Raw genomic sequence first — 11,609 nt, forward strand, 5'->3', positions numbered from 1 at the left:
CGGGACAACGGAGACCGGGAGGGCACCAGCGTGAGCGAACGCCGCATCGGAGAGTGGATCGCGATCCGGACGCACGAGAACGGCCACGTCGCCGAACTCGTCCTGGACCGGCCCAAGGCCATGAACGCCGTCTCCACGGAGATGGGCCGGCTCATCGGGCAGGCGACCGCCGAGCTCGCCGCCGACCGGGACGTCCGGGTCGTCGTCCTCACGTCCACGCACGAACGCGCCTTCTGCGTCGGCGCCGACCTCAAGGAGCGCAACTCCTTCACCGACGCCGACCTCGTCCGCCAGCGTCCGCACGCCCGGGCCTGCTACACCGGCGTGCTGGAGCTGCCCGTTCCCACCATCGCCGCCGTGCACGGCTTCGCCCTGGGCGGCGGGTACGAGCTCGCCCTGTCCTGCGACGTCATCGTGGCCGACCGGACGGCCGTGGTGGGGCTGCCCGAGGTGTCCGTGGGCGTGATCCCCGGCGGTGGCGGCACCCAGCTGCTGCCGCGCCGCGTCGGGGCCGCCCGCGCCGCCGAGCTGATCTTCAGCGCCCGGCGGGTGGAGGCCGCCGAGGCCCGGGAGTTGGGCATGGTGGACCTGCTCGTCGACGAGGGCCGCGACCGGGACGAGGCTTTGGCGCTGGCCGCCCGGATCGCCGGCAACTCCCCGGTCGGGCTGCGGGCCGCGAAGCGGGCGCTGCGGCTGGGGCACGGGCTGGACCTGCGGGCCGGGCTGGAGGTCGAGGACGCGGCCTGGCGGTCGGTGGCCTTCTCCGGCGACCGGGCCGAGGGCGTGGCGGCGTTCAACGAGAAGCGGAAGCCGGACTGGCCGGGGGAGTGACGTACTGGCGGGTGACGTACTGAATTTCTTTATTGCGCGGAATGCGCCCGACGTTCTTACGCTGGAGTACGGGTCGGGAGGCCCTGGCGGTCACGGAATGTGAGGCTCGGGTGGCTGGTGACGGGGAGTGCGATGCCCGGCTGCGCGCCGTCGTGGAGCTCGCGCAGGCGATGGCCGCCGCGCCCACCCCGCTCGAGAGCGTCGAGGCCGCGGCGGAGGGCGCGCGCCGCGCGCTGGACGGGACGTTCGCCGCGATCTCGGTGTGGGAGCGGGAGCGCGGCCGGCTGCGGGTGCTGGTGAACACGGGCGAGCTCGCGGAGGGGGAGGAACGCTTCCCCGGGGACGAGTCGTACCCCGTGGACGTCTTTCCCGAGATCACGGAGTTCCTGCACGAGCGGTGGGTGGGCGGGCAGCCGCACGCTTGGGTGGAGACGGCCCGGGGGGACGCCGACGCGGACCACCGGCGTGTCACCGCCCTGCGGCGGCGTGGGCGCGGCTGCTGCGTCGTCGCGCCGATCGTGCTGCACGGGCGGGCGTGGGGTGAGCTGTATGTCGCGCGCTCGGTTCGGGCGCCGCTTTTCGGGCCTGCCGACGCGGACTTCGCGACGGTGCTGGCGGCGGTGGCGGCGTCCGGCATCGTGCAGACCGAGCGGCTGGAGGAGGTCCGGCGGCTGGCGTTCACCGACCCGCTGACGGGGCTGGCCAACCGGCGGGCGGTCGACGCGCGGCTGGACGAGGCTGTGGAACGGCACCTGGGGGAAGGTGCTGTCGTCAGTTTGTTGGTGTGTGATCTCAACGGGCTGAAGAAGGTCAACGACACGTTGGGGCACGCGGTCGGGGACCGGTTGCTGGAGCGGTTCGGGTCGGTGCTGTCGCTGTGCGGGGCGAAGCTGCCGGGGGCGCTGGCGGCGCGGCTGGGGGGCGACGAGTTCTGTCTGCTGTCGGTGGGGCCTACGGCGGACGAGGTGGTGCGGGTCGCGGACGAACTGTGCAGGCGGGCGGGGGCGTTGGAGCTGGGGGAGGGGGTGGCTTGCGGGGTCGCTTCCACGGGGGATCCGATCGGGGTGGTGCGTTCGGCGCGGCGGCTGTTCCGGCTGGCGGACGCGGCGCAGTACCGGGCGAAGGCGGCGCGGTCGTCCGGGCCGGTGGTGGCGGGGCGGGACGGGGGGCGGGCGGATCCGGTGGTGCGGATGGCCGACCGGCCGCCGTCGCCGTTGTCGGCGGAGCGGCGCCGGTTCCGGGGTCGGGGGCGGGGTGGGGTGGACGGACCCTTACGGGGCTGAGCTCTTCGCGGTGCCTGCCACAAGGTCAGGGGCGCCCGGTATTCACCCTCCAGCGGCGAAGAGCTCTTCACGCCCCTACCAGGGCCCATCCACCCCACCCCGCCCCCTCACGTCACCCCAGCCCCTGGCTGAGCGATCCGTTTCCGGGCAATCGGGCGGGCGGGTGGGTGGGCGAAATCCCGCGCCGCCAGGCGCGGGCACCCCCACGGCGGGGCAGCCGGCATGGATCGTCACCCGGCGGCGTTACACGAGTACAAAGTCGACTAGTGACAGGTAGCGATTCAGTCTCTAGGGTGCCTGAATATGGATATGCACTCTGTGGTGGTGGGAACCTCCGGCACGACCGCGGAAGACGTGATCGCCGTCGCCCGCGACGGCGCCCGCGTGGTCGTGTCGGAAGAGGCCCTCGCCGCCGTCGCCGCCGCGCGGCAGGTGATCGACGATCTGGCCGCCAAGCCGGACCCCGTGTACGGCGTCTCGACCGGCTTCGGCGCCCTCGCCGTCCGGCACATCAGCCCCGACCTGCGGGTCCAGCTCCAGCGCAACATCGTCCGCTCGCACGCCGCCGGCATGGGCCCGCGCGTCGAGCGCGAGGTCGTGCGGGCGCTGATGTTCCTGCGCCTGAAGACGCTCGCCTCCGGGCACACGGGCGTACGCCCGCTGGTCGTCGAGACGATGGCCGCCATCCTCAACGCGGGTATCACCCCCGTGGTGCACGAGTACGGCTCGCTCGGCTGCTCCGGCGACCTCGCGCCGCTCTCGCACTGCGCGCTCACGCTGATGGGCGAGGGCGACGCCGAGGGCCCCGACGGCGTGGTGCGCCCGGCCGCGGAGCTGCTCGCCGAGCACCGCATCGAGCCCGTGGAGCTGCGGGAGAAGGAAGGGCTCGCGCTGCTCAACGGCACGGACGGCATGCTCGGCATGCTCGTCATGGCCTGCGCGGACCTGGCCCGTCTGATCACCTCGGCCGACATCACCGCCGCGCTGTCCCTGGAGGCGCTGCTCGGCTCGGAGAAGGTGCTGGCCCCCGAGCTCCACACCATCCGTCCCCACCCGGGGCAGGGCGCGAGTGCCGCGAACATGGCGGCGGTGCTGGCCGGTTCCGGGCTCACCGGGCACCACCAGGACGACGCGCCGCGCGTCCAGGACGCGTACTCGATCCGTTGCGCCCCGCAGGTGGCCGGCGCGGGCCGGGACACCCTGGCGCACGCCCGGCTGGTGGCGGACCGCGAGCTGGCCGCCGCGGTCGACAACCCCGTGGTGCTGAGGGATGGCCGCGTGGAGTCCAACGGCAATTTCCATGGCGCGCCAGTGGCTTACGTCCTTGATTTCCTTGCGATTGCGGCTGCTGACCTTGCTTCCATTGCCGAGCGGCGGACCGACCGGTTGCTGGACAAGAACCGCTCGCACGGGCTGCCGGCCTTCCTGGCGGGGGACGCCGGGGTGGACTCGGGGCTGATGATCGCCCAGTACACCCAGGCCGCGCTGGTCAGCGAGATGAAGCGGCTGGCGGTCCCGGCGTCGGTGGACTCGATCCCGTCCTCCGCGATGCAGGAGGACCACGTCTCCATGGGCTGGTCGGCGGCGCGCAAGCTGCGGACGGCCGTGGCGGCGCTCGGCCGGGTCGTCGCCGTGGAGCTGGTCGCCGCGACGCGGGCGATCGAGCTGCGGGAGGGCCTGGAGCCGGCCCCGGCCTCGCGGGCCGTGCTGAAGGCCGTGCGCGCGGCGGGCGTGGAGGGCCCCGGCGGGGACCGTTTCCTGGCGCCGGACCTGGCGCTGGCCGAGGAGTTCGTCCGGTCCGGGGAGCTCGTCGCGGCCGTGGAGCCGGTGACGGGCCCGCTGGCCTGACGGCCGGTCGGTCAGCCGGCGGCGCCGCGCGACCTGCGCGCGGCGCCCGTGACCAGCGCGCCGCCCGCGGCGACGAACGCTATGCCACCGAAGACATACGGAGTGGTGTCCACGCTCCCGCTGGCCGCCAGCTCCTGGGCGGCCGGGGCCGCTGCCGTCGCGACGGCGTCCTGCTGCTTCTCGGGGCGCTCGGGCGTAGCGTTGGCAGTGGGGACGAACCACAGCGCGCACAGCACCGTGCAGGCGGCGACGGCGGTCAGCAGCGGGCGACGTGTGGTCACGGGATGAAACCCCCTGGCGACGACGGAGATTGTTGGTCGTGAGCTGTGGCGCGTCCCGACTGACACGATGTTAGTGACACCGGCGGCCGGTGGGGAAGCCATGGGGTAACCGGCGGTCTAGTAGCAGGGCGTTTGCCCTTTTTCAAGACCCCGGTTGCGGGCCTCGTGACCCGAGGGGCTTTACTGGCGTGGTCTTTCCCACAGTTTGCCGATGAGTGGAACCGGGCCAAACGGTGCACGCGTTCCCTTATGTAGTAGCCGGGATACGTGTAGCCCCACGAGCCCCACGATCGGCTCGGGGGATTCCGGGGTCCAGGAGCAATGGAGAAGCGTGTGATGACGTACGGCAAGCGCCGCAAGGGCCTGGTGGCCGCGGCCGCTGTGCTCGGCGGGGTACTGACTCTGGCCGCCTGTGGTGGCGACGGCGACGACGCCAAGGGCGGCGGTGACGCCAAGGGGAAGTCGCAGGGTCAGGTCGATGCCGCGGCCGCCAAGGACGCCTCCAAGGCGCAGATCAAGATCACGCCCAAGAACGGCGCCAATGGCGTCGGCATCACGGCCGATGCCGTTTCCGTCGCTGTGAGTGATGGCGAGCTCACCAGCGTCAAGATGACGACGGACAAGGGCACCCCCGTCGAGGGTTCAATATCTTCGGACAAGAAGTCCTGGAAGCCGAACAAGCAGCTCGAGCGTTCGACCAAGTACAAGATCACCGCCGAGGCCAAGGACTCCAAGGACCGCAAGGCCACTGAGAACTCCTCTTTCTCCACCGTCTCTCCCGACAACAGCTTCATCGGCTCCTTCACGCCGGAGGACGGCTCGACGGTCGGCGTCGGCATGCCCGTGTCGATCGACTTCGACAAGCCGATCAAGAACCGGAAGGACGTCCAGTCCCACCTGACGGTCACCAGCAGCAGCGGCCAGAAGGTCGTCGGTCACTGGTTCGGCGACCAGCGCATCGACTTCCGGCCGCAGGAGTACTGGAAGGCCAACTCCGAGGTCACGCTGAAGATGGACCTCGACGGCGTCGAGGGCGGCCCGAACATCAAGGGCGTCCAGAAGAAGACGATCCAGTTCAAGATCGGCCGCTCGCAGGTCTCCACGGTCGACGCCAAGACCCACCAGATGACGGTGGTCCGGGACGGTCAGACCCTCAAGACCATCCCGATCTCGGCGGGCAGCCCGTCCAACCCGACGTACAACGGCAAGATGGTGATCTCCGAGAAGTTCGTGGAGACCCGGATGAACGGCTCCACCGTCGGCTTCACCGGCAAGGACGGCAAGGGCGAGTACGACATCAAGGACGTGCCGCACGCCATGCGCCTGTCCACGTCGGGCACGTTCATCCACGGCAACTACTGGGGCAGCGGCGTCTTCGGCGTCTCCAACACCAGCCACGGCTGCGTGGGCCTGGAGGACAAGCAGGGCGCCAACGACCCGAACACCCCGGGTGCCTGGTTCTACAGCAACTCGCTCATCGGTGACGTCGTCGACGTGAAGAACTCCGACGACAAGACCGTCGCCCCGGACAACGGCCTCAACGGCTGGAACATGGACTGGGCGCAGTGGGTCGCGGGCAGCGCCACCGGCGCGTGAGCCTCACCCACTGAGGATTTCGAGGGGCCCTCCCGGCGGATTCGTCCGCGGGAGGGCCCCTTTGCCGTCGGTGCCCGTCGGTGCCCGTCGGGGCTCGTCGGGGCTCGTCGGGGCTCGTGGAAAACCGAACGACAGCGCGGAGCTCGCGTCGTAGCGTGCGCGGAATGAGTGAACTGCTGCGTCTGAACGATCGTCCCTCCGAGAGCGAGATCGACGGCTGGCACGCCGTCATCGCTTCCGCCCATGCCCACGACCTGCCCGCCGTGCCCGCGCCCGGGCGGGTGGAGACGGCCGGGGTGCTGTGCGTGACGGACGACGACAGCCGGTACGTACGGCTGGCCGTGCCGGGGGACGGCGAGTATGCGGGGGTTGTTTCCCTGCGGTTGTTCAACGAGGGGGCGAACCGGAAGACGGCCTGGATCGAGCATCTTGTCGTCCGGCCGGAGTTGCGGAACCGGGGCATCGGGACGCGCCTGTGGCAGGAGGTGCGGGCGATCCTGGAGGGGGAGCGGCGGGGCGCGGTCGGCGCCCAGATCGAGATCGGCGGCGCGGGCGAGAAGTTCGCCCTCGCGCACGGCTTCGTGTGCGCCCTCCCGCTGGTGATGTACGTACAGGACGTGACGGAGGAGGCGGCGGCCGAGGAGCCGGTCCTGCCGGAGGGGTACCGCTTCGTCGAGTGGGAGGGCGCCGTGCCCGAGGAGTTCGCCGGCCCCTTCGCGGCCGTCCGCGACGCCATGTCGGACAGCCCCTGGGGCGACTTCGAGGAGGAACGGCCGCGCTGGGACGCCGAGCGTTCCCGCGCTTTCCAGCAGCTCGTCGTCGACCGGGGCGGGGAGATGCTCACGGTCGCCGCGGTCGCGCCCGACGGCTCGTTCGCCGGGTACACCGAGCTGGTGCGGCGCTCCCCGGAGGGGGCGCGGGCCACGCAGTACGGCACCGCCGTCGCCGCAGGCCACCGCGGGCTCGGCCTGGGCCGGGCGGTCAAGCTGCGGATGCTGCGGCTCGTGCGCGAGGGCCGGATGCCCGTACGGGAGATCGTCACGGGTGTGTCCGACGACAACGGGCCCATGCGCGCCGTGAACAAGCTGCTCGGCTACCGGCCCGAGCGGTCCGTGGGAGTCTTCCAGGCCCGGCTCTGACCCGGCTCCTGCCCCGCTCCGACCTGCGGGAGCCGGGGCGGGCACCGGGCGTGTGCCCTGTCTCCGGGGATGCGGGAAGATGGGATTCCACTCCGGCGCACCCCCCAGCCCCGGCCCCCCGAGGAAGCGAGCCCCCCACAGTGCAGAGCACCGAGTCGCCCCTGGAAACCGTCGCCGCGGCCGTACGCGGGCTGCGGGCGGCGCGCGGGGACGATCTCGACGACGCCGTCTACGCCGCCGCCTCCGTCCTGGCCGCCGCCCCCGCCGGGTGGGAGGCCATCAGCGGCGCGGTCGTCCGGCACGGCTCGGCGACGGTGCGGCGGGCCTGGGAGTACGGCTGGCAGCCCGCCGACGTCGTCCGGCTCGTACGGCGGGAACTGCCCGCCGCCGAGACCCGTTTCGCCGTCGCCCTCATCGCCGCCGAGGGCCGGCGCTACGCCCCGGAGACGCTCGACGCGCGCTGGGTCGCCCAGCTGACGGAGCTCGACGCGCGCGCCTGGTGGGAGACGGACGACACCTTCCTCGACGGCTTCGCGGAGCGCGAGCGGCTGAGCCGCTTCGAGACCGCCGTCCGCGCCCTGGCCACGCTGCGGCTGATCGACGGGCTGCCGAGGGTCGGCGGCGTCGGCCCGCTGCCCGGCACCGGCGGCCACGTCGCCACGGCCGCCGCGGCCGCCCCGCCCCGGATGCTCGGCCGTGTCCGGGCGCTGCTGGCGAAGGCGGAGTCGACGCAGTTCCCGGAGGAGGCGGAGGCCCTGTCCGCCAAGGCCCAGGAGCTCATGGCCCGGCACTCCATAGACGAGGCCCTGCTCGCCGCCGGCGCGGCCGCCGCCGGGGACGGGCCGGGCGCCTGCCGGATCGGGGTCGAGGGCCCGTACGAATCCGCCAAGGCCCTGCTCCTGAACGCGGTGGCCGCCGCCAACCACTGCCAGGCCGTGTGGTCCGCCGAGTACGGCTTCTCGACGGTCGTCGGTTTCGACGCCGACCTGGAGCTCGTCGAGCTCCTCTACACCTCCCTCCTCGTCCAGGCCACCGCGGCGATGGGCCGCGCCGCCGACGACCACCACGCCCGTGGCCGCTCCCGTCGCACCCGTGACTTCCGCGAGTCCTTCCTGATCGCCTACGCGGGCCGGATCGGCGACCGGCTGTCCGCGGCCGTCCGCGACGTGGCCGCCGAGGAGACCCGCCCCGAGGTGCTGCCCGTCCTGGCCGCCCGGGACGTGGCGGTCGGCGAGACCGCCGGACGCCTCTTCCCCGAGACCACCTCCCACCGCCTCAAGGGCCGCGACGCCGAGGGCTGGGCCCGAGGCACGGAGGCCGCCGACGCGGCGAGGCTGGCGGGGCAGCGCCCGTAAGGGGCAGGTGCGCCCGTAAGGACGCGCCCCTAAGGGGCGCGGGGCTGCGTCGATATGCGGCTGCCGCCGCGCGGGCGCGCCCACCGACGTGCCCCGTAAGGGGCGCGGGGAACTGCGCGACCAGCCCCCACCGGCCCGCAAGTGATCAAACCGAACGCCGCCGGCAGCGCTATCGCGGTGCGAAATACGCCCCCGGCGCCACCCCCACCCCCCTCCGGAACGCCGCGACGAACGCACTCGGCGAGCCGTACCCCACCCGCCGCGCCACCGAGGACACCGTCACCCCCGCCGCGAGCAGCGGCATCGCCGCCTCCAGCCGCAGCTGGGCGCGCCACCGCCCGTACGACATGCCCGTGCCCTCGGCGAAGGCCCGCGCGAGCGTCCGGCCGCTCGCGCCCACCAGCGCGCCCCACTGCGCGAGCGTGCGCCCGTCCGCCGGGTCCGCGCGCAGGGCCTCCGCCACCCGCCGGGCCCGGGGGTCGGCGGGCATCGGCGCCCTGACCGTCGTCACGGAGACGGGACGCAACTGGTCCAGCAGGACGTCCTCCGCACGCTGCCGCGCCCCCGTGTCGAGGTCCTCCTGCGACAGATGCCCGATCAGCTCCCGCAACAGCCCGGAGACCGCCATGACTTGCGGTGTCTCCCAGGTGAACGGGCAACGGTCCGGCCAGAAGTACAGACTCCGCATCAGTGCGGCGCACGTGGCGCCCGTGGCGTGCGGGACGCCCGCCGGGATCCACAGCGCGACGGTCGACGGCAGCACCCACGTACGTCCCGCCGCGCGCACGGCCAGGACGCCGCGCGGCGCCCACGCCAGCTGATGGGCGCTGTGCCGGTGGACGTCGAACCACTCGTCCTCACCGAGCGCGAAGCTGCCGACAGCTATGGCACTGCCGGCCGGGGCGACGACGTGGGCGGCGGGATGCACCCCCGTGACGGCGGTATGTCCTTTCGGCGACATGAGTTGGCCTCCTGGCCCGTATACGACACGGTCGCCTGATTCCTAGCCTTGCCGCATGCCGATGAATCTCGTTCACCGCCGTTTGTGCAGTTCCGAGAAGTGGGCCCGCGCCGTCGAGGACCGTTTGCTGCCGTGGGTCCTGGACGGAGTGCCGCTCGGGCCCGACGCCCTGGAGATCGGGCCGGGTTACGGGGCCACCACGCGCGTCCTGCTGCGCCGGAAGGGCCTGACGCGGCTGAGCGTCGTCGAGGTCGACGCGGCGTACGCGGCCGGGCTGCGCCGCGAGTTCGGCGACCGGGCCGAGGTCGTGCACGGCGACGGGACCGCCCTGCCCTGGCCCGACGGCCGCTTCGACTCCGTCGCCTGCTTCACCATGCTCCACCACGTCCCCTCGCCCGCCCGGCAGGATGCCCTTTTCGCCGAGGCGCACCGCGTGCTGCGCCCGGGCGGTGTCTTCGCCGGCTGCGACTCGCTGAGCAACTGGCGCTGGCGGCTGATCCATTGGGGCGATACGTGTGTGCCGGTGCCGCCCGCGACTCTGGAGACGCGGCTGCGGGCGGCGGGGTTCACGGAGGTGAAGGTGGAAGTGGGGACGGGCAGCTTCCGCTTCCGGGCGGTGCGGTAGGGGATGCCCCGCCGCCCGTACGGGGGTCGGGCGGCGGGGCGGTACCGTCCTCGTGCGGTCAGCCGAGCGTCACCGTCACGACGCGGCCGGAGGCCTCCGTGACGAACAGCTCGCGGCGCCCGTCGTGATCGCCGAACGCACGCGGCACGCGGACGCTCGTCGGCATCCGCAGCCCGCTCACCAGCACGCAGGACCGTCCGGTCACCGGGTCCACCTTGATCAGCTCGCCGCTCCGGAAGGCCGCGACGACCAGGTCGCCGCCGAAGGCAGTGAGGTCGTCGAGGAACTTGCCGTCCAGGACGGTGTGGCTGAGCCGGGTGACGGTGGTGTGCCGCGCCGGGTCGGCCAGGGGGACGCGGACGACCGGGGACGAGCCGTTGACGAGAACGCTCGCGTAGAGCTGATCGCCGACGATCTCCAGGCCGTTGGAGCCGAAGACGTCCGCCTTCCGCGTCCACTCCTCGTCCCGGCTGCCGTCCGGCCGGACCTTGAGGATGCCGGTGGCCAGCTCGCGGCTGAGGTAGAAGTTGCCGGCGGAGTCGATGGCGAGGCCGTTGATCCTGGGTGTGCCGCCGAAGACCTTCTCGGCGCGGGGCTCGGCCGCGGCCGGGTCGAAGCGCATGACACCGCCGTCCCGCTCCAGCGGGTTCACGCCGAAGTTGACGTACATCATCCCGTCCGGCCCCCGGCGGATCCCGCCGGGCCCGGGCACGGGGAAGGACGCCTTCAGCGTCCCGTCGGGGGCGTAGCCCTCGACGCGGTTCTTGGTCACATGGGAGACCCACAGGGTGCCGCGCCCGTCGAACTCCAGGTTCTCCCGCCAGTCCAGCAGGGGCACGCCACCGTCGTGGAACACGGAGACGGCCGTGGGCCGCCCGCACCGGTCGGGGCGGTCGGCATTCCGGGCCGCCGTGGCACTCGCCGCTCCCGCCGCTGCCGACCCGCCAACGACCAGCGCGGCCGCCAGACTTCCCACCATCGCCATCGAACGAATATTCATGGAGGGGTTGTATCGCGTCTGCTTCCGCTCCAGCGCGCCGTTGGCCGAATCACGTGCCGGAGCGGCGCCGCGAGGCTAGTAACGCGGCAGGTTCTCCGTGGAGATGGTCCAGTCGCCGATCGTGACGTCCTCCCCGTAGACGAAGTCCTTCCGCATCGCGTAGCGAGGCCCGGACGGAGTCTTGTGGATACCGGAGAAGACGGCTCCTTCGCCCTTGCGCGGATCGAAGATGGCGTATACCGGGATTCCGAGCAGGGGATAGTCCCGCATCTTGCCCACCCAGTCGTTGTCCGGGTTGGACCGGGAGACGACCTCGATGGCGGCGACGACGGTGCGCGGGTCGAAGGACCCTTCGCCCTCCATGTCCTCTTCCCGGATCACCATGACGTCCGGGTGACGCAAGATGCCTTCGTTCACGCCCTCCACATCGGGCGTCCCGGTGGGAGCTGCCATGCCGTCCGGCATGACCTTCTCCAGCCGACGGCTGATGCGGAACGCTGTCAGCTCGTGCGGCTTTCCGGGCGACATCATGTCGTGAACGATCCCTTCCCTCGTGATCTCCAGCTTGCCGGGCACACTCTCCTGTATCTGCTCGACGACGTCTCGCATCGCCTGGTAGTGGAGGCCATCGTGCCCGACGTGGTCCGGGGCGATCGTCATGACGTTCGCTCCTCTCTGCTGCAGCGGCCC

At 72.3% G+C, this 11,609-nt stretch carries 11 protein-coding genes; 7 read left to right on the forward strand and 4 right to left on the reverse strand.

Translation table 11 applies throughout. The features are described 5' to 3' along the window. Positions 1 to 30: 30 nt before the first annotated feature. From EKH77_RS20105 to hutH, 3 genes are all read left to right on the forward strand, one after another. Entirely contained in the window at positions 31 to 831 is an 801-nt protein-coding gene (locus EKH77_RS20105; RefSeq protein ID WP_126915726.1) for an enoyl-CoA hydratase/isomerase family protein, read from the forward strand. A gap of 170 nt (positions 832 to 1,001) precedes the next feature. After that, the gene (locus tag EKH77_RS20110; RefSeq protein ID WP_240667772.1) at positions 1,002 to 2,114 is read left to right on the forward strand and encodes a sensor domain-containing diguanylate cyclase; all 1,113 of its coding nucleotides are present in this window, start codon (positions 1,002 to 1,004) and stop codon (positions 2,112 to 2,114) included. A 303-nt stretch (positions 2,115 to 2,417) separates the two neighbouring features. After that, positions 2,418 to 3,962 carry a histidine ammonia-lyase gene (hutH, locus tag EKH77_RS20115; protein ID WP_126915728.1) on the forward strand — a complete coding sequence of 515 codons (1,545 nt, stop codon included), beginning with the start codon at positions 2,418 to 2,420 and terminating at the stop codon, positions 3,960 to 3,962. An 11-nt stretch (positions 3,963 to 3,973) separates the two neighbouring features. On the opposite strand, the gene EKH77_RS20120 is transcribed toward hutH, so the two are convergent. Continuing rightward, on the reverse strand, positions 3,974 to 4,243 hold the full coding sequence (locus tag EKH77_RS20120; RefSeq protein ID WP_126915729.1) for a hypothetical protein: 270 nt from the start codon (positions 4,241 to 4,243) through the stop codon (positions 3,974 to 3,976). 321 nt (positions 4,244 to 4,564) lie between these two features. Here EKH77_RS20120 and EKH77_RS20125 point away from each other — a divergent pair, with 321 nt between their 5' ends. The 3 genes from EKH77_RS20125 to EKH77_RS20135 all read left to right on the forward strand — a co-directional run bounded on the left by EKH77_RS20125 (position 4,565) and on the right by EKH77_RS20135 (position 8,333). After that, on the forward strand, positions 4,565 to 5,839 hold the full coding sequence (locus EKH77_RS20125; protein WP_164737822.1) for a L,D-transpeptidase: 1,275 nt from the start codon (positions 4,565 to 4,567) through the stop codon (positions 5,837 to 5,839). A gap of 164 nt (positions 5,840 to 6,003) precedes the next feature. Beyond that, a complete protein-coding gene (locus tag EKH77_RS20130; protein ID WP_126915730.1) occupies positions 6,004 to 6,978 on the forward strand; it encodes a GNAT family N-acetyltransferase in 975 nt (324 codons plus the stop codon). Between the two features lie 140 nt (positions 6,979 to 7,118). Next, positions 7,119 to 8,333 carry a DUF2786 domain-containing protein gene (locus EKH77_RS20135; RefSeq protein WP_126915731.1) on the forward strand — a complete coding sequence of 405 codons (1,215 nt, stop codon included), beginning with the start codon at positions 7,119 to 7,121 and terminating at the stop codon, positions 8,331 to 8,333. 169 nt (positions 8,334 to 8,502) lie between these two features. Here the strand turns inward: EKH77_RS20135 and EKH77_RS20140 are convergent, their stop codons facing one another. Then, a complete protein-coding gene (locus tag EKH77_RS20140) occupies positions 8,503 to 9,294 on the reverse strand; it encodes an AraC family transcriptional regulator (RefSeq protein ID WP_126915732.1) in 792 nt (263 codons plus the stop codon). A 55-nt stretch (positions 9,295 to 9,349) separates the two neighbouring features. Here EKH77_RS20140 and EKH77_RS20145 point away from each other — a divergent pair, with 55 nt between their 5' ends. Beyond that, the gene (locus tag EKH77_RS20145) at positions 9,350 to 9,919 is read left to right on the forward strand and encodes a class I SAM-dependent methyltransferase (protein ID WP_164737823.1); all 570 of its coding nucleotides are present in this window, start codon (positions 9,350 to 9,352) and stop codon (positions 9,917 to 9,919) included. Positions 9,920 to 9,977: 58 nt separating this feature from the next. On the opposite strand, the gene EKH77_RS20150 is transcribed toward EKH77_RS20145, so the two are convergent. Further along, positions 9,978 to 10,919, reverse strand: coding sequence for an SMP-30/gluconolactonase/LRE family protein (locus EKH77_RS20150; RefSeq protein ID WP_126915733.1), 942 nt, complete (start codon positions 10,917 to 10,919; stop codon positions 9,978 to 9,980). 75 nt (positions 10,920 to 10,994) lie between these two features. Continuing rightward, positions 10,995 to 11,579, reverse strand: a complete 585-nt coding sequence (locus EKH77_RS20155; protein WP_126915734.1) for a Uma2 family endonuclease — start codon at positions 11,577 to 11,579, stop codon at positions 10,995 to 10,997. Positions 11,580 to 11,609: the final 30 nt, after the last annotated feature.

Origin of the sequence: Streptomyces luteoverticillatus (genome assembly GCF_003970715.1) — a bacterium.
GTDB lineage: Bacteria > Actinomycetota > Actinomycetes > Streptomycetales > Streptomycetaceae > Streptomyces > Streptomyces abikoensis.